Annotated in this window: 14 protein-coding genes; 6 read left to right on the top strand and 8 right to left on the bottom strand. The window is 40.1% G+C overall.

Annotated features, from left to right (window positions below; all coding sequences use genetic code 11):
• Positions 1-84 precede the first annotated feature (84 nt).
• From JJ692_RS02800 to JJ692_RS02785, 4 genes are all read right to left on the bottom strand, one after another.
• Positions 85-423 (bottom strand): zinc ribbon domain-containing protein YjdM, encoded by a 339-nt coding sequence (locus tag JJ692_RS02800; RefSeq protein WP_024423969.1) that lies wholly within the window; start codon positions 421-423, stop codon positions 85-87.
• Positions 424-516: 93 nt separating this feature from the next.
• Positions 517-1,656, bottom strand: a complete 1,140-nt coding sequence (locus tag JJ692_RS02795; protein ID WP_206534195.1) for a glycerate kinase — start codon at positions 1,654-1,656, stop codon at positions 517-519.
• Positions 1,657-1,685: 29 nt separating this feature from the next.
• Positions 1,686-2,957 carry a GntP family permease gene (locus JJ692_RS02790; RefSeq protein ID WP_172881577.1) on the bottom strand — a complete coding sequence of 424 codons (1,272 nt, stop codon included), beginning with the start codon at positions 2,955-2,957 and terminating at the stop codon, positions 1,686-1,688.
• 118 nt (positions 2,958-3,075) lie between these two features.
• Entirely contained in the window at positions 3,076-4,188 is a 1,113-nt protein-coding gene (locus tag JJ692_RS02785; RefSeq protein ID WP_206534194.1) for a CdaR family transcriptional regulator, read from the bottom strand.
• A 162-nt stretch (positions 4,189-4,350) separates the two neighbouring features.
• Between JJ692_RS02785 and JJ692_RS02780 the strand changes: the two genes are divergently transcribed.
• The 5 genes from JJ692_RS02780 to JJ692_RS02760 all read left to right on the top strand — a co-directional run bounded on the left by JJ692_RS02780 (position 4,351) and on the right by JJ692_RS02760 (position 11,256).
• The gene (locus tag JJ692_RS02780) at positions 4,351-5,001 is read left to right on the top strand and encodes a TetR/AcrR family transcriptional regulator (protein WP_206534193.1); all 651 of its coding nucleotides are present in this window, start codon (positions 4,351-4,353) and stop codon (positions 4,999-5,001) included.
• A gap of 69 nt (positions 5,002-5,070) precedes the next feature.
• A complete protein-coding gene (locus JJ692_RS02775; RefSeq protein WP_206534192.1) occupies positions 5,071-6,324 on the top strand; it encodes an MFS transporter in 1,254 nt (417 codons plus the stop codon).
• Positions 6,321-8,648, top strand: a complete 2,328-nt coding sequence (locus JJ692_RS02770; protein WP_206534191.1) for an FtsX-like permease family protein — start codon at positions 6,321-6,323, stop codon at positions 8,646-8,648. The genes JJ692_RS02775 and JJ692_RS02770 overlap by 4 nt, the downstream gene beginning before the upstream one ends.
• A gap of 13 nt (positions 8,649-8,661) precedes the next feature.
• Positions 8,662-9,423 (top strand): ABC transporter ATP-binding protein, encoded by a 762-nt coding sequence (locus JJ692_RS02765; protein ID WP_206534190.1) that lies wholly within the window; start codon positions 8,662-8,664, stop codon positions 9,421-9,423.
• A 654-nt stretch (positions 9,424-10,077) separates the two neighbouring features.
• The gene (locus tag JJ692_RS02760) at positions 10,078-11,256 is read left to right on the top strand and encodes a Rap family tetratricopeptide repeat protein (RefSeq protein ID WP_206534189.1); all 1,179 of its coding nucleotides are present in this window, start codon (positions 10,078-10,080) and stop codon (positions 11,254-11,256) included.
• Between the two features lie 97 nt (positions 11,257-11,353).
• On the opposite strand, the gene JJ692_RS02755 is transcribed toward JJ692_RS02760, so the two are convergent.
• The 4 genes from JJ692_RS02755 to JJ692_RS02740 all read right to left on the bottom strand — a co-directional run bounded on the left by JJ692_RS02755 (position 11,354) and on the right by JJ692_RS02740 (position 16,808).
• On the bottom strand, positions 11,354-12,202 hold the full coding sequence (locus tag JJ692_RS02755) for a PRD domain-containing protein (RefSeq protein ID WP_206534188.1): 849 nt from the start codon (positions 12,200-12,202) through the stop codon (positions 11,354-11,356).
• 30 nt (positions 12,203-12,232) lie between these two features.
• Positions 12,233-13,699: a glycoside hydrolase family 1 protein gene (locus tag JJ692_RS02750; RefSeq protein WP_206534187.1), complete on the bottom strand. Its 1,467-nt coding sequence runs from the start codon at positions 13,697-13,699 to the stop codon at positions 12,233-12,235.
• 4 nt (positions 13,700-13,703) lie between these two features.
• Complete coding sequence (locus JJ692_RS02745) at positions 13,704-15,563, bottom strand: beta-glucoside-specific PTS transporter subunit IIABC (RefSeq protein WP_206534186.1); 1,860 nt, start codon at positions 15,561-15,563, stop codon at positions 13,704-13,706.
• A 351-nt stretch (positions 15,564-15,914) separates the two neighbouring features.
• Positions 15,915-16,808: a hypothetical protein gene (locus JJ692_RS02740; protein ID WP_206534185.1), complete on the bottom strand. Its 894-nt coding sequence runs from the start codon at positions 16,806-16,808 to the stop codon at positions 15,915-15,917.
• Positions 16,809-16,988: 180 nt separating this feature from the next.
• Here JJ692_RS02740 and JJ692_RS02735 point away from each other — a divergent pair, with 180 nt between their 5' ends.
• Complete coding sequence (locus JJ692_RS02735; RefSeq protein ID WP_025093728.1) at positions 16,989-17,540, top strand: PadR family transcriptional regulator; 552 nt, start codon at positions 16,989-16,991, stop codon at positions 17,538-17,540.

Below are 17,540 nucleotides of genomic sequence, written 5' to 3'. Positions count from 1 at the left end.
ATATATGTATGGAATTTTGTTTGAGATTATTCCTTTCACCTATAAATAAAGAAAAGAGACCCTCTTACAGCCTCTTTTCATACATTATATCTTTTTCACAAACTCTGATTTTAATTTCATTGCGCCGAAGCTAGGAATTTTACAATCAATGTTATGGTCGCCTTCAACTAAACGAATGCCTTTGACCTTCGTTCCTATTTTCAAAACGGATGAAGAACCTTTTACTTTTAGGTCTTTAATGACAGAGACCGTGTCCCCATCACTTAACAGATTCCCATTCGCATCTTTGACCACAAGCTGTTCCTCTGCCGCTTGTTCTTGTTCAAGTGACCATTCATGCGCACACTCAGGACAAACCAGCAGACTGCCGTCCTCGTAAGTATAAGGTGAGCTGCACGAAGGACAATTTGGTAGATTAGACATTTTTGTTTCCTCCAACTTTCTACATCATTTATAACAATTTTACCACATTTCGATAGAAAGGATTGTGATAGAAAAGGAAACATTTTTCATCATTTACTTTTTTATTCCAATTTCTAACACAGCCGCGATATTCCGAGCTGTTCTTTCTACATGAATATCCGCATCTTGTATCGCCTCAGAAAGAGAGGTAATACCTGGAACAATGCTAAACAGTGCATCAATTCCATGATCGTGTACGACTCCACTGTCGTTTGCAAGAGAGCCTGCAATACCAATCACAGGCAGATTATACTGCTTTGCTGCTTTGGCTACGCCGATTGGGGTTTTTCCATAAATGCTCTGCCGGTCAATTCGGCCTTCTCCCGTAATGACAAGGTCTGCCTCCTTGATGACGTCATCAAAATGAACAGCCTTCAGCACAATATCGATTCCTCTTTGCAAATCAGCTTTTAAAAAGCCTAATAAACTCGCACCAAGCCCTCCTGCCGCTCCTGCCCCTGCTGCATCTCCAAAGCAGACATTGAACTGCTTTTCAGCTACTTGTGCAAAATGAGCCAGATTCTTGTCTAACACTTGAACCATTTCTTCATCTGCTCCCTTTTGAGGACCGAAAACAGCAGACGCTCCTCTCTCACCCGTTAAAGGATTATCCACATCACAAGCCGCCTCCAGACGGACGGATTGCAGTCTTGGATCGAGTCCAGATAAATCAATTGAAGCTAATTGATGAAGTGCCCCGCCGCCTGACGTCAGGGAATGTCCTGTTTTATCAAGGAAATCTGCACCTAATTCTTGCATCATTCCAACGCCGCCATCATTTGTTGCACTTCCGCCAAGCCCAATGATCACGTGCTTCGCTCCTTTATCCAGCGCTGCAAGTATTAATTCACCAGTTCCTCTTGATGTCGTCCATAATGGATTACGTTTTTCTCGGGGTACAAGATGTAAACCAGAGGCTGCAGCCATCTCTATGACAGCAGTCTGACCGTCTCCTAACATGCCAAAAAAGGCATTCACTGGCTCACCAAGCGGGCCCGTGACCACTTGATTGACAATGTGCCCGCCCGTCGCATCAACCAACGATTGAACGGTCCCCTCTCCTCCATCTGCCATCGGCAGTTTGATATACTCTGCGTTTGGCCAAACAGAACGAAATCCTCGTTCAATGGCACATGCTGTCTCATAAGCAGATAAACTTTCTTTAAATGAATCTGGTGCGATCACAATTTTCATCCTAAAGCCCCTCTTTTCTTGTCATGTCCTCAGCCAAACAGCTGGAAAACGCCAAAAATAATGGTTGATACAACGGTTAACGTCAAACCGATTAACGATTCAAAAGGCATGAGCTTCAAACGCTCTTTAATATCCATTTGAACACTTCCAGCTGTTGCATGGAAAAAGCTCCCGTGCGGCATATGGTCAAGCACTGTTGCGCCAGCATGAATCATGGCTGCCCCTGAAAGAGCAGATACACCAAGCCCAATCAGTGTTCCGCTAAACACACCACTCGCTACCGCTGTTCCTGCTGTTGTCGAAGCGGTCGCGGCTGACATAAATATCCCTGAAGCTGGCGCAAGTAAATATGGAGGTAAACCCGATGCATCAAGTATCTGAATAAACACATCTTTTAAGGAAGAATTTGATACGATTCCTGCTAATGTACCTGTCCCTAATAACATGATTGCGACACCTGACATTTTATGAAGCCCCGACATCGCATAATCATTGAGAAATTTCCCTTTTTTCATGAAAAGAGCGCCTACAATTCCTCCAATCGGCAAAGCGATCATTGGGTCTATATTGATTTGAAAAAGCGGCCTTAAAGCCAACAATAAAATGGTCACCAGCGGACCAGCCAGTGCTTGAAAAAAAGAAGGTATTTGAACTTTACATTGCCCAGTTTCCTCTTCAAGAACGGGTGTCCCTTTGTTTGCAAGCTTTTTAGCTAATACATATGTAACAGCCAACCCGAACACAGCTGGAATGACACCTGCTGCCATCATTGAAGTCAGAGGTACACCAAAAGCGTCTGAAGCGGCAATGGCATTCGGATTCGGTGACATGATATTTCCTGCCTTCCCGCCTCCAATCATAGCAAGGAGTATTCCCGTTTTTGAGAGCTTTGCGCGTTTGGCAATGGCAAGTGCGATGGGCGCTACCGTGATAACCGCAACATCTACAAAAACGCCCACTGTTGTTAAAATCATCGTTGCAAGAGCGAGTGCTAATAGTGCCCTCGCCTCACCAAGCCTTCTCACGATGGCCTCAGCGATAGATAACGCTGCACCTGATTCAATGAGAACACCAGCCAGTACACCTGCGGCCATAATTCTAAGGACAGCCGGAATCATGTCCTTAGCTCCTTCCATCATAACGTTGACGGTCTGAACAATGTCTACCCCGCCAACCAATCCGCCTATGAATGCACCAGCCAGCATGCCATAAGCAGGTGATACTTTTTTTAGAATGAGAACAATCGCGATCACAAGCGCCGCCATGGCTCCCAGAGTACTTACCGTCACATCTCCACCCATTCTCAATCCCCCTAAAAATATCTTTCTCCAATTGTAAGCGTTTACCCTAAGGGATTGTGTTGTGAATCTGGATGAACTTTTTTAACTGACCACTCTTCCGAATTGTGCATTTGCACAATCAAGATAGTTGAGTCATTAGCTGCGCCATATAAAGCTCGATTAACTGTTTTACATGACGAGGGTCTTTTCCGGTCAATCCTTGAATTTTGTCTAAACGATAACGCAATGTATTCCGATGAATAAATAAACGATCAACAATTCTTTGCAAATCACCGCCCTCTTCAATGTAAACCCTTAATGTATGGGCGAGCTCTGCTTCATGTGTCAAAGGCTTGTAAAAGTCAGTCCATCGACTGTTCTTTTCAGCAATTCCCACCTTCATGAATAAGCTTTCCAGCTGATACGATTCAAAGAAATACATACTTTCTTCCGGATCAAGAGCCTTCCCTAACCTCAGGGCTTCTCTCGCATGCTGAAAAGAAATTGGCAGCTGGCTGATGTCTTCAGCGACAGTCCCTATCCCCACTAACACTTGGCTTCCTACTGCTCTTTGCATTGTTTTTTGCAGATGACCTGCCGCCTGCTTTACTCGATGTTCAGGTATGGGCTGACTTAAAAGAATCAATTCATGACAAAAGGTCATGCCAAGTAAATCATCCGCATTCTTATCATATTGAATCGCATGCATCAATTTATGAACAGCATCCTCTGAGGATGGAACTGGCTGAAAAACAATAGCCATTCGGCGCTTGTCTAAATCCATCCCCAGCCAAGCAGCTCGATTTTTCAGCTGATGATCCCCAACATCAGAATATGAAATCAACTGATTGACAATTTCACTCTCTATTCGATGACGCCATTGAACCCGCTCAAGCAGAAAAGATTGCTCTAACACCAGTTCAGCTGCCATCTTCACCAGCTCGGCATGATGCCGAATCTCCTCTGGTTCACCAGTAATTCCAATCACACCAACTACTTGTTCATGGAAGCAGATAGGCAAGTTAATCCCAGGTTTCACCCCTTCTAAGCGCAAAGAGGTCTCCTGGTCAATTTCCACACTGTTCCCGCTTGTCAGTACAAGCCGTGCACCATCATGTTTCTGGCCAATCCTGTTTCGTTCACCAGAACCAATAATGACACCATCTGCATTCATCACATTGATGTTTTTATGTAAAATATGCATCGTACGTTCAACCATTTCTTGAGCCAATTCACTGGTCAAAAATTGCATTTGTCATCTCCCCTGAAGGTTTTTTTCATTCAATGTATCATAGTGTCTTTGAACAATAAATGCAAAGTGTTTAAAAACCAGCCATTGACAAAGACACCCTGAAAAGTGTTTAATCAAATCAAAGGACCGACCGACAGTCTAGTTAAAAGAAAGGATGGCTTTATGAGAACCGTTAAACATCCTGAGGAACGTAAAAATGACATATTAAACGCAGCCGAAGCGCTTTTTTCAACCAAAGGCTATCAGAAGACAACGATTATTGACATATTAAAAGCCGTTGGCATCGCAAAAGGAACCTTTTATTACTACTTTGCATCCAAAGAAGAAGTAATGGATGCCATTATTGACAGGATCATCAAAGAAGATATCATCGTAGCAAAGCGTATTGCAGATGAGCCAGACCTTCCAGTCGTTGACAAACTATTTCGTATCATCATGGCGCAATCACCTCAGCAAGGAAGTCATAAACAGGGCATGATCGATCAGTTCCATCAGCCTTCTAATGCAGAAATGCATCAAAAAAGCTTAATCAAAGCCATTAAAGAACTATCACCAGTGTTGGCAGATGTCATTCAGCAAGGTGTAGAGGAAGGGACATTCAAAACGAAGTATCCGCAAGAGACGGTTGAATTTCTTCTTGCTTCTGCACAGGTCATATTTGATGAAGGCCTTTTTCAATGGACAGCCGAAGAAAGTATACAACGCGCTTTAGCTTTTATTGATATACTCGAGTCCTCATTGCATGCAGAAAAGGGGAGCTTTTCATTCCTGCTAAAGCGATTATCTGGAGAGCTGGATGAAAATAATCAGTGATTGGTCACTTCAATACCAATCCTGCATACATTATAGACTGACGGTCGGTCTAAAAGGAGAGTGATATTCATGTCTTTGTTATCCAAAAGAGGGTCATCCCACTTTATCTACCTCGTTCTCGGACAGATTATTTCCGTTTTCGGATCTTCTCTCATTCGGTTTGTTCTATCTTTACACGTATTGGATATGACGCATCGAGTTGATTTATATGCCTTACTTTTCGCTTTATCCAATATCCCGCTCCTTCTCTCCCCGTTAGCTGGTGCAATCGCTGACCGGTTTAACAGAAGGAACTTAATGATTTTATTTGATGTCCTCACCGGCATGATGATTCTTGCCTTTTATTTTTGGTTATTTTCGGGAAATGATTCACTCTATATGATCGGAGCTGTCATGATACTGCTTGGCGTGATGAGTACGTTCTATGCTCCCGCTGTCATGTCCAGCATTCCACAGCTAGTGAAACAAGAGCAATTAGAACAAGCAAACGGCATTGTCAATGGCGTTCAGGCACTTTCAGGTGTTCTCGCACCTATTATCGGAGGAGTTTTATACGGAATGATTGGAAGCCAATCCATTATCGGTGCAAGTGCCATCGTATTTTTTCTATCAGCTTGCATGCTTTTAAGGTTAAACATTTCCTTCTCCCCTAGTCCGCTGACAGAGTCTACGGGCAAAGTGCTCATAAAAGATATGAAACAAGGATTTTCTTATATTGGCAGCCAGCCATTTTTAAAAAGAGCCATGCTGCTTGCTGCAATGTTAAATTTCATCCTTACACCATTTTTTATTGTTGGGGGGCCAATCATTTTAAGGGTCACAATGAAGAGCAGTGACATCATGTATGGAATAGGCATGGGCTTGATTGAGTTCGCTGTCATCGCAGGGGCTCTGCTAGTTGGACTTGTAGCGAAGCATTGGCGCATTCCTACTTTATATCGCTGGCTTCTTGTCATCGCAGTCATCTTGCTGCCTGTGGCGTTCTCAACATCTAAAACAGCTCTTCAATTTGGTACTTATCCAGCTTATTTTCTCTTTTTAGCAGGATGTCTTCCAATTGCTATGCTGCTAACTATAATCTCAATCGTTGTGATTTCACATGTTCAAAAGAAAACACCAAATCATCAATTAGGAAAAGTGATGGCCAATCTGACAATGGTTTCTCAATGTGCTGCTCCGCTTGGCCAAATGATGTATGGATTTTTGTTCAATACGTTTTCAGCCACCATGTATGTGACGGTGCTCATCGTCAGTACTTTCATGTTTGCACTAGCCTGCTTAACAAAAAATATGCTTCAGCATGAAGGAGAAGCAGCCTCATGAGATTAGCGTTTATAAAGAAAGACTTAACCCGACACCGTCTCATTTCAATCGGCTTAACCATTTGCATCATGATGACTTCATTTCTCGCAGCAAGTGCAGCTCAAATGATTGTACAGCTGAATGGTTCCATTTCTAACCTGCTCCATTCTGCCAAAGCGCCAGACTTTGTCCAAATGCATGACGGCGACCTAAATGAAAAAGACATTGAAGCATTTTCGAGCAAGCAATCCATGGTAAAAGCCCATCAAATCGTCCCAATGATACCAATTGAACATGCAAACATCAGGTTCGGACATGAGCCTGCCAAAGCAGGTGTGATGGATCATTTATTTGTGAAGCAAAATCGCAACTTTGATTTTCTTCTAAATGAACAAAACGAAAAGCTCACTGTCAATAAAGGTGAAGTGGCTGTCCCAATTTATTTTCAACAAAAGTATCAGCTCAACATAGGTGAAACGTTACTGATTGAGAAAGGAGCTAATCAATTCCCCTTTCGCATCAAAGCGTTCTTGCGAGATGCACAAATGAACCCCAGTCTTGTCAGTTCAAAAAGATTTCTTCTTCATAACGAGGATTGGGATGCAATAAATCAAGTGTTTCATCACAAAGAGTACTTAATCGAATTTTTACTACATGATGCCGCTCAGACAGATACCTTTCAAGCAATCTATCAATCATCACAACTGCCACAACAAGGTCCATCTGTCACACTACCTTTACTGCGTATGCTGAATGCATTGACAGATGGAATGGTCATTGCCATTCTCCTGCTTGTTTGCCTACTGCTCATCAGTATAGCCCTTCTCTCACTCCATCTTGCTATGACGGCTTCAATAGAAGAGGATGAACGTGAAATTGGCATACTGAAGGTGCTTGGGATCCCTTTAACAAGAATCAAGCAATTATACGTTGGTAAGTATGCCGCGCTTGCTTGTGCAGGGTGTATAGCAGGATATGTGTTAACGCTTATATTTGGTGATATGTTTACAACCAATATTCACCGTTACATGGGGAATCAGCCTTCTTTTGCTCATTGGTTAATCCCGCTTTTTGTTTCTATTGCGACGGCAATAATCGTCATCTCTTGCAGCTATGCTGTCCTAAGAAAGTTTGGTCAAATATCAGCTGCTCAAGCACTTCAAGGCGTTATTAATTCACCGAATCATAAGAAAAAAATACCTATGCACCTCAAGAAAAGCAGGTTCATACCAATCAATATTTGGCTTGGTTTAAAAGATCTGATATCAAGAAAGAAGTTGTACACAACGATTTCTTGTATTATTGCACTCTGTACATTTTTAATGCTCATGCCTATTCAGCTATGGCATACCTTACAATCACCGGATTTCATCACATACCTTGGCTCTGGTAAAAGTGACCTTCGAATGGATATACGCCAAGGAAATCATCTAGCGAAAAATACAAACGAACTAGAATCAATGATTCGTCAAGATCAGAGCATACAAACAGCAGCCATCTATAAAACTACTTCTCTTCAGGTGAAATCAAAGGAGAACACATTAGAAACGCTCTACTTAGAAACAGGTGAGCTCTCAGCATTTCCTCTCACCTATTTAAAAGGGCGTCAGCCTTTAAAGAATGAAGAAATTGCCTTATCCGTATTAAATGCAGATTCACTTCAGAAAAAGATAGGAGAAAGAATCACTCTCGTAAATAATGGGCATGAAATCCAAAGAACGGTGACAGGTATTTATCAGGACGTAACCAATGGGGGCAAAACAGCAAAAGCAATATCACAGCCATTTCCTCAAACAGCTCTTTGGCAAACCATTCAAATCCAACTAAAGCCAGGAGTAAATATTGCAGAGAAAAAGACAATATTTGAAAAAAAGGTATCTCCTGCAAAAGTGACAGATATGAAAGAATACGTTCATCAAACGATCGGCAGCACAGCAGCTATTGTAAAAGTCATTGCATTTTTTGCTGCATTAGCTGCCCTTGGAACAGCCAGCTTAATGCTATTCATGTTCCTGCACATGTTAAAGGCGAAAGATTCGAGCCGAAACCATATGCTAAGAACAATTGGATTTTCTATAACAGATATAACAGCACAATATATAACGAGTTTTATCGTTGTTCTGTGTTTTGGCGCCTTTATTGGAACAATCGCGGTCAATACCATTGGTCCTGCTTTGATGAGTATAGGTGGAGCAACATTAGGGGCGTCGAGCCTTCAGTGGCTGTCACCGCAATGGGTGTCAGTTGTGTACCCCGTTACACTATTTATTGTCAATTTAGCTTTGACCACCTGGTTATTGAAGACGTTTTTTTCCAGTCCAACGACAAGGCAAACACTTTTATAAGGAGATGTTTCACATGGAACACTTGATTGAAACGAAGCGATTGTCATTGCATATCGATTCATTAAAAGGAGAAAAACAAACCATTCTTAAGAATATTCATTTATCGATAAAGCGTGGGGAATTCGTAACCATTATGGGACCTTCTGGATGTGGGAAAACATCCTTACTTTATCAGCTTAGCGGCATAGAAACAGCTTCAACAGGAGAGATCAAATATAAAGGCCGATCACTATCAGAAATGACAGACAAACAGTTAAGTGCCCTGCGCTTAACAGAGATGGGGTTTGTCTTTCAGCACAGCCACTTATTAAAAAATCTTAATCTATTTGACAACATCATTGCTGCAGCTTATTTAGCAAAAAAAAAGCCAAGACAAGAATTGAATGAACGAGCTCAATATTTAATGGAAAAACTTGATATTGATCATTTGGCAAATAGATATTTGACAGAAGTATCGGGAGGACAATTTCAAAGAGCCGCTATCTGCCGAGCGCTCATGAATGAACCAGACATACTTTTTGCTGATGAACCAACAGGTGCTCTTAATTCCAGTACAACGAAGGAAGTGATGAATATTTTTTCAAGAGTACACGCTGAAGGAGCAACACTGCTGCTTGTCACACATGACCCCAAGGTGGCTCTTCGTTCTGAAAAAATCATGTTTATGAATGACGGAGAAATTGCAGACAGTTTACAATTAGGAAGATATGACCTTTCAACTGCCGAGAAACGAGAAATGAGATTAAATCAATGGCTGCAAGATTTAGGTTTTTAATTTGAGTACAAACAGGCAGGAAACTGCCTGTTCTACTTTTTCTGGCACTCAAAGGAGTAATCCATAGACAAACTATTTGTTTCTAAGATGATTTTGCCGCCAGCTTGTTGACAAAATTCTGTCAGCAGCCCAATTTCTTTGCTATAAAAGTATCTCTTTGACATATAAACAGTCACTAAAACAAGTAACAGAGTCGCAATAATGACTGTGATTTGTCTATTTAACTTTGAAATCTTTTTTTCATTTCAACATCCTTTCTAAAGGGCTGAGTTTGTGTTTAATACTTACATTTGGCTGCATCTATCAGTTTCTTATCTCATGATCTAGCAACATCATACATGATTTTCTTTCCTAGATCGACCTTCCATTTTCCCTCTGAAATAGCTAAAACTTCTTTATTTCAAATATACGAGCGATATTTTCGTTCATTATCATAAAATCCATTGTATATATCCCTTTTTTAGATTTCCAAAAAGAGATTTTATTCATTTGTGCTAACAAGCAATCACCCTTACAATATCGTACATCACATGACCTTAGGTCCTTTTTATTACCTCTTGTCAATCACTTCGCAGAAACGATTATATTTTACCAAAAATTGTGATATCGTTTTTTATGAAACAGGTGAAAGGATCTTAAAGAGGTGAAATTTCCATGGCTATCATTTCTGCTGAACAGGTGGGGAATCGTTTAAATGATTGGAGAATTGCAATTCGCAAGCATGATGTACACAGTGCAAAAGCAATGTATACAGAATTAAAAGAATTACTTCAAAAAATGGAAGAAAATCAGGAGGTCTTGACCTATTACTCATTGCTAGAAGGCAAGTATAAGCTCATGTTATATGAACGAAGAGGTACAAAACTGAAGGAACAGCCAGAGCCAGATTGCCCCTCTAAAACAAACGACTTAATTGAATACTATTTTTACCTATACAAAGCCCTTTACGCTTCATATAAAAGAGACTATGCATCAGCCATTGGACTGTTTAAAATTGCCGAGAAAAAACTACAACACATTCCTGATGAAATAGAAGTAGCAGAATTTCATACGAAAATCGCTAACTTATATATGCTGCTTCGTCAAAGCCTGATTTCTCTACACTATATTCAGAATGCTATTGATATTTTCAAAAGTCATGAAGGATATGAGAGAAGACTAGCTGCAGTCTTTGTCATCGCCGCTGCTAATTATATGGACATTGGTGACTTTATAAGAGCAGAAGACTACTACAAAAAAGCATTACACATCGCAGACAGGCTCAACGATCATTTTCTAACATCACAGCTTTATCATAATATCAGCATTTTGTACGCCGAAGCTGGCGAATCAAAAAAATGTATTGATGCCCTAGAAAAGGCTCTTAGTGATGAAGACTATCTCTCTTCGTGTTACTTTCATCACTCCATGTACATGTTAATGAAAGAGTTGCTTTCTATCGATGAAAGGACACAAGCTCTCTATTACTTCGAATTGGTGAACCAAAAACATGAATCAGAGAAATGCCCCATCTATACAGCAAAAATGAATTTGCTTTACCATCTATATTTCACTGAAGATATGGCTCAAAAAGCTCAAGCCTGTTTCGATGAAATCAGCATTCTTAAAAAATTAAAAGATGCTGAAGGAGTCTGTGAATTAAGTGCATTAGCTGCTAAACACTTTGAAGAGCTGGGAGCCATTCATCAAGCCTATCTCTTTTTAAAGGAAGCTGATTGCATGAAACATCCTATCATTGACTGGGGGAATTCTAATGAAAAAAATGAGTTTATTGATCATCACTTTGACCATCGTTGTTTTAGGACAAGCAGGGGCTTTCAATTCATTAAATGATGGCAATCCTAGTACAACAGAACGACCTATCGGAACTTAATATAAACATTGGTCATACAAAGAACCACTCGCCTCATCAAGGCAAGTGGTTCCACATTTATTTTAGTTGCTGATAAGATATGAGGCGGTGTATATGTACCGCAAGATAAGTAAGCTCATCATTAGGAATGACGATACTATGCACCTGTTTAATATAGTCTTTGATTTTAAAAGCAACATCCATCGCTTGAGGATATAAGTGTGCAATTTGTTCAAATAACTCATTTTCTTGATCTGATAATAATTTATCAGCATAAAATCTTTCTACGAAGAATTTCACATGTGTAATGAACCGGCTGTAATGAATATTCTCTTGATCCATTTCCATATTCAACGTATAGCGCACAAGATTGACAATACTTCCGATCATCTTGGCGTATTTCATACCATCTTTCGACTCGGACTCTTCACCTAATGCATTAATTAAGTGAAAGGCGATATTGGCAGCTTCTTCTTTTGGTAATTGTATGTCCAATGTGTCATTGACTAACTCAAGTGCGTAATTTCCTACTTCAAATTCTTCTGTATAGTAATTTTTGATTTCCCAATACACGCGATTCGTAATATTAATATTCTTTTTCTGACGTTCCACTGCAAAATTCAAATGATCCATTAAGGTAAAATAAACACCTGAATTTAAATTTGAGTTTAAACGTTTTTCTGCATATTTGACGATGTGCTGAGTTAAATCGATTAATTCCTGCGGCATTGAATCTAACAGTTGAAGAAATTCTTTTGCTCTCATGTTATCGACTGACATAAAGACTTGGTCCGCTTTTTTCTCTTCTATCATTTGACCTGGTTTCTGTCCATAGCCAATTCCTCGGCCGAACAAAACCATCTCCTGTTGGTTCTGATCTTCAGCCAGGACCACACTCGAGTTTAAAACTTTTTTGATTTTAAACATCGTCATCACCTGTTTTCATGATTGTGGTGTTCAATCAAGCGATTCTCCGTTCGTCTCAATGACTTTTTGGTACCAATAAAATGAGTCTTTTCGAGATCGTTTTAATGTCCCGTTCCCGTCATCATCTTGATCTACGTGAATGAAGCCATAACGTTTTGACATTTGTGATGTACCTGCACTAATAATATCAATCGAGCCCCAGCTCGTATATCCAAAGAGATCGACGCCTTCTTCAATGGCTTCTCTCATTTGACGGAAATGCTCTTTAAAATAGTTAATACGATAGTCGTCATGGATTGAGCCATCATTTTCAACTACATCCTTTGCACCCATGCCGTTCTCGACTATGATAAGAGGTTTTTGATAGCGATCATACAATTCGATCAAAGAAATTTTTAGACCAACCGGATCAATTTGCCAGCCCCAGTCAGTTGAAGGAAGATAAGGGTTTTTGACTCCACGAATGGTATTCCCTTCTGTCTCTTCTAATCCTTCTTGGGCTGATTCCGTTAAAGACATATAGTAGCTAAATGAGATAAAATCTACTGTATTTTCTTTTAAAATGATAAGATCATCTGCTTCCATTTGAATATGAATATCTTTTCTCTCAAGCATGCGCTTGATCATTGGTGGATACTCGCCAAATACTTGAACATCTGCATAGAAATAGTTTTCTAAGTTTTGTTTCAAAGCTTGTTCCACATCATTCGGGTGGCACGTATGCGGATACGTTGTCAATTTTGTCAGCATACATCCTACCTGGCTGCCTGGGATGATACGATGGCAATCTGCTGTTACAAGAGCAGATGCGACAAATTGATGATGAAGTGCTTGGTACACCGTCTCTTCTACTTTTCCTTCTGGGCAGCGATCAGGAATAATTCCCGCTGTAATGAAAGAGTGGCGGTGAATACTATCAATTTCATTAAAGGTGAGCCAATATTTCACATCATCTTTATAACGTTCGAAACAAACATTGGCGAACTTCACAAAGAGGTCGATTACTTTTCTTTCAACCCAGCCGTTATATTTCACACTAAGGGCTAATGGCATTTCATAATGAGAGAGTGTCACGATCGGTTCTATGTTGTGTTTTTTCATTTCTGCAAATACACGATCATAAAATTGCAACCCTTTTTCATTCGGTTCCGCTTCTTCTCCAGTAGGGAAGATACGACTCCATGCAATAGAAATGCGAAGTGTTTGAAATCCCATTTCAGCAAAGAGAGCCAAATCCTCTTTATAGTGATGATAGAAATCAACACCTCTGCGCTTTGGGTATTTTTTATCGTCTGGATCTTTCATCGCACGATCTATATTTTCAGTGGTAACAGCAAGATGACCTTCATAATCTTCTACACTCAAGTTGGAACGGTACATTGCAATATCTGCAACAGACGGTCCCTTTCCATCTATATTCCAGGCGCCTTCTGCCTGGTTAGCAGCAATGGCGCCGCCCCATAAAAATCCTTTTGGAAAACCTTTGATTTTTTTCATATGATTATCCTCCTAATTGTGTAACAACCATCAATGTATCTTGACGATTGACCTCTTGTAATGGCTGTACCTTAATATCATATTGATCTGTATTTGTGACTACAGCAAGAGTTACTGGATCATACCCTGCTTCCATGATTTTTTCTAGGTCAAATTCAATCAATACATCACCCGCTTGAACACGATCTCCAGCCTGCACCTTTGGATGGAAATACTGTCCTTCCAACTGAACGGTGTCAATGCCGATGTGGAATAATACTTCAACTCCATGGTCCGTCTTCATACCAAGTGCATGGTTTGTTTCGAACAGTAAGGTTACCTCTCCATCTACTGGTGCATAAAGTGCTCCCTTTGAAGGTACAATGGCAATTCCTTCTCCCATGACCTTTGAAGAGAAAATATCATCTTTCACTTCAGATAGAGAGATCATTTGACCAATCACAGGGCTTTTGAATGTTTCTCCTGCTCCAATTTTTTCAGCAAACCCAGCTTGGTCCTTTGTCTTTTCTTCTACAGTTCGATCTTTACCTAATACAAAAGCAGCGATAAAGGCGACAATAAACGAAATGACCGCTCCAATGATAGCAAACATCAAATTTCGCGGGAGCTCATCTGATATAAACATCGACATGCTTGCTAACCCAGGGCCAACAAGCACAAAGGCTTGTATACCAACTAAACCAATGAAAATCCCGCCAACAAACGAACCCATCATAACACTTCCAAGGACTCGCTTATTTTGCAGTGTCACACCATACAGCGCCGGCTCTGTGATGCCAAAAAAGGCTGATATTCCTGCCGAAATGGCTGTTGATCTGAGTACCTTGTCTTTTGTTCGAAGTGCCACAGCAAAACACGCTCCACTTTCCGCGATATTATGCGCAAGTGATGCCGGTAAATAAAGTGCTTCTTTCCCAAGGGTTCCCATCGTTGTGACTGCATAAGGGACCATTGCTTTGTGCATGCCTGAAGCAACCATGAATGGGAGGACCGCTGCTAAAATTGCGACAGCTACCCAGCCTACCGTATTAAACATCGCAAGAATAATAGATGAAAAGCCTTGCCCCGCTGTAAAACCAATCGGTCCTAACAGAAGTAGCGTAACTGGTACAGTAATGACCAATGACATCATCGGAACGAAGAAAATCCGAATTGGTTTTGGTGAAAACCGTGTAAAGAATTTTTCCATTTTCGCGTAAAGCAATACAGAAAGGATTGCCGGAAACACTTGATATGCATAAGCTATATTTTTTACATCGAATGAAAGTAATTGCGCACCTTCTGTAAGCATCGCCGTCATGTTCGGCAGAAGGAGCGCACCGACTGCTGATAGAGCGACCAGTGGATTTACTTTTAGTTTATTCGCCGTCGTTACAGCAACTAGTAAAGGCAGAAAGTAAAGTGGTGCATCACCTACCATGTTCAGTATTTGATAGGTTTGTCCCTTTGCATCCATCCAGCCTAATAAAGAGAAAAGGAGAAGAAATGATTTTAAAATTCCTCCGCCTGCGATAGCTGGTACAAGCGGTTGGAAGACACCGACAATGAAATCTAACAGAACTGTGCCTGCTTTTCTTTTTTCTTTTGGCTGGTTGGATGGCACGTCTTGGCTTGATGAGGTGCTGCCTATTAAACTAGTTACCTTTTGATACACTTCAATGACATCATTCCCAATGACTACTTGGCATTGTCCTGACATTCTGACAGCTATAACACCTGGTGTTTTTTCTAGTGCTGGTACATCTGCTTTTTTCTGATCGATTAGTGTGAAGCGAAGCCTTGTTGAACAGTGTTCAAGGTGCGCAATGTTTTCTTTGCCGCCTACATGCTGTAAAACGTCTTTGGCAACTTGTGTGTAATTCATTTTTTCTTCTCCCCCTTTTCCCATACACGAGACCTATATTTTGGCAACAAAAAAAGGATCTAAAACGACAAATAAAAGAAATTCATCGTTTTTAGATCCTGCCTGCATGACCAGTCACATGTCTAATTTATTCATATTGGATTTGTTTTTAGTATATATTGATTATATGAAAGCGTCAACATTTATTTTTCTAAAAATTATTAAGGTCTTTATACCCAAATTACTCTTCTTTCATTGTTGAAGTAACCTTCCTGTTTTTTTATACAATAAATATCCTTTTATCACTCACCAAAAACTACTTCCATCTAAAAACCAGATAAGTTTAAAATGACTTATCTGGTTTATCATCATCTATTTTTTCTTTTCTTCAGCCTGCTTTTTGAATGCTTCCGTTTGTTCTTGATATTCCTCTTTCGTGACAGCTTTAAATTCTATTGTACCGCCTGCCATTTTAAAAGGAAATTTAATTGATGTTGCATCTCGATCAGTTTCCCCTAAAATAAACCCCTTTTCAATTGCAGGATAAGTACTCAAATCAAACATTATCCCATCTGAAACACCACCGGCTGTATGTTTCGTTTCTTTATATGGTTCACCACCATCTCCTGGGACCGTTCTCATCAAAAAAGAACCTGCCCATTCAGACTGCATATACATCCGTTTTACTTTTAGAAATAGCTGGTATGAACCATCCTCCGCTGTATATAGATAACCATAAGCGCCTGTTACTTTCTTAATAAAGTTTCTTACATAATCATGGAATCTATTCTCAGAGTCCTCCATCAATTCATCATATCGGTCATGAATGTCCTTTTGAACAGCACGTAGTTTTGTTTGATCAACTGCTTTATAGGTGATGCTTTGCTTTTCACCTTGTTTTTTCACAGAAAGATCTTTTTCATCAAGGTGAACTTTATATGTGATCGTCTCTTTCTCTTGCTTCACTTGAAATTCGTAACCGTTTTCAACAGTTTTACCAGTTAATTTATATTTGTTGATAAATAGGTTGGGATCAAAGTGTCTTTTTGGGTTTTCCTCCAAAATGGTTTCATTCAGATAACCAGTGACTTTCCCTTTTCTCTCCGTTACCTTGAACCAGTTCACTTGATCCCTTGTCTTATATACAAAGGCGTAAGAGTTGTTCAATACACTCTTTTTTGCATTTGCTTGGTATGCTATCCAGCTGACAGCAACGATGACTAGTACCGCTAAAATTCCTACGATCCAGATTTTTGATCTATTCATACATACCTCCTCTGATCATTGATCTGACGGATTTTTATTTTTTCTATCAATATATTGTGATGCATCTCCTAGCGATCTCTTCACCTCCTTCATTGGATTTTTTCTAAAACCTCTTGTATCACCAGTAGATATCGCATATTATATATCTAAATGATATATCTTTTAGATAGGTGTGCTGATATGAAAAAATACAATGATACGACGTATGCGATTTTAGGTATTTTAACGACTGATTGTAAGTCAGGATACGAAGTGAAGCAATTAATTGATAGAAGCCTGCATCATTTTTGGAAAATCAGTTATGGACAAATTTATCCAGCTTTAAAGTTAATAGTCGAGGAAGGCCTTGCGGAAGTTTCACCTGCTGCTACTTCTGGCCGATCAGACAAGCGGGAATATCATTTGACTGAAAAAGGACTGAATACGTTAAGAGAGTGGCTGGCGCAGCCGCTCGATCAGTTACCAACAGAGCGTAATGAGGTGTTATTAAAGTTATTCTTCGGTCAATATCTTTCGTTTGAGAAAAAATTGGTGCTTTTACAGGATTATGAGCGGCAGCTCCGTATTCGTTATGAAACTTATGTTTCAATTGAACAAAACATTCAAGAGCTTTATCCAGATGAAGCGGATGCGAAGTATTGGCTGTTTACTTTAGATTATGGGAAAAGAGTGGCTCAAGCAGGAATTGATTGGTGCGTGGACACATTCCATTCGATGAAGAAGGAAGGGTAA

Source organism: Bacillus sp. 3a, from assembly GCF_017161885.1.
GTDB lineage: Bacteria > Bacillota > Bacilli > Bacillales > Bacillaceae > Bacillus > Bacillus safensis.
This window is presented reverse-complemented; position numbering and strand designations above follow the sequence as displayed.

What these genes read in the sequence shown, in the direction of transcription:
- JJ692_RS02800 (WP_024423969.1), bottom strand. Translation starts at nt 423, where the DNA reads ATGTCTAATCTACCAAATTGTCCTTCGTGCAGCTCACCTTATACTTAC.
- JJ692_RS02795 (WP_206534195.1), bottom strand. Translation starts at nt 1,656, where the DNA reads ATGAAAATTGTGATCGCACCAGATTCATTTAAAGAAAGTTTATCTGCT.
- JJ692_RS02790 (WP_172881577.1), bottom strand. Translation starts at nt 2,957, where the DNA reads ATGGGTGGAGATGTGACGGTAAGTACTCTGGGAGCCATGGCGGCGCTT.
- JJ692_RS02785 (WP_206534194.1), bottom strand. Translation starts at nt 4,188, where the DNA reads ATGCAATTTTTGACCAGTGAATTGGCTCAAGAAATGGTTGAACGTACG.
- JJ692_RS02780 (WP_206534193.1), top strand. Translation starts at nt 4,351, where the DNA reads ATGAGAACCGTTAAACATCCTGAGGAACGTAAAAATGACATATTAAAC.
- JJ692_RS02775 (WP_206534192.1), top strand. Translation starts at nt 5,071, where the DNA reads ATGTCTTTGTTATCCAAAAGAGGGTCATCCCACTTTATCTACCTCGTT.
- JJ692_RS02770 (WP_206534191.1), top strand. Translation starts at nt 6,321, where the DNA reads ATGAGATTAGCGTTTATAAAGAAAGACTTAACCCGACACCGTCTCATT.
- JJ692_RS02765 (WP_206534190.1), top strand. Translation starts at nt 8,662, where the DNA reads ATGGAACACTTGATTGAAACGAAGCGATTGTCATTGCATATCGATTCA.
- JJ692_RS02760 (WP_206534189.1), top strand. Translation starts at nt 10,078, where the DNA reads ATGGCTATCATTTCTGCTGAACAGGTGGGGAATCGTTTAAATGATTGG.
- JJ692_RS02755 (WP_206534188.1), bottom strand. Translation starts at nt 12,202, where the DNA reads ATGTTTAAAATCAAAAAAGTTTTAAACTCGAGTGTGGTCCTGGCTGAA.
- JJ692_RS02750 (WP_206534187.1), bottom strand. Translation starts at nt 13,699, where the DNA reads ATGAAAAAAATCAAAGGTTTTCCAAAAGGATTTTTATGGGGCGGCGCC.
- JJ692_RS02745 (WP_206534186.1), bottom strand. Translation starts at nt 15,563, where the DNA reads ATGAATTACACACAAGTTGCCAAAGACGTTTTACAGCATGTAGGCGGC.
- JJ692_RS02740 (WP_206534185.1), bottom strand. Translation starts at nt 16,808, where the DNA reads ATGAATAGATCAAAAATCTGGATCGTAGGAATTTTAGCGGTACTAGTC.
- JJ692_RS02735 (WP_025093728.1), top strand. Translation starts at nt 16,989, where the DNA reads ATGAAAAAATACAATGATACGACGTATGCGATTTTAGGTATTTTAACG.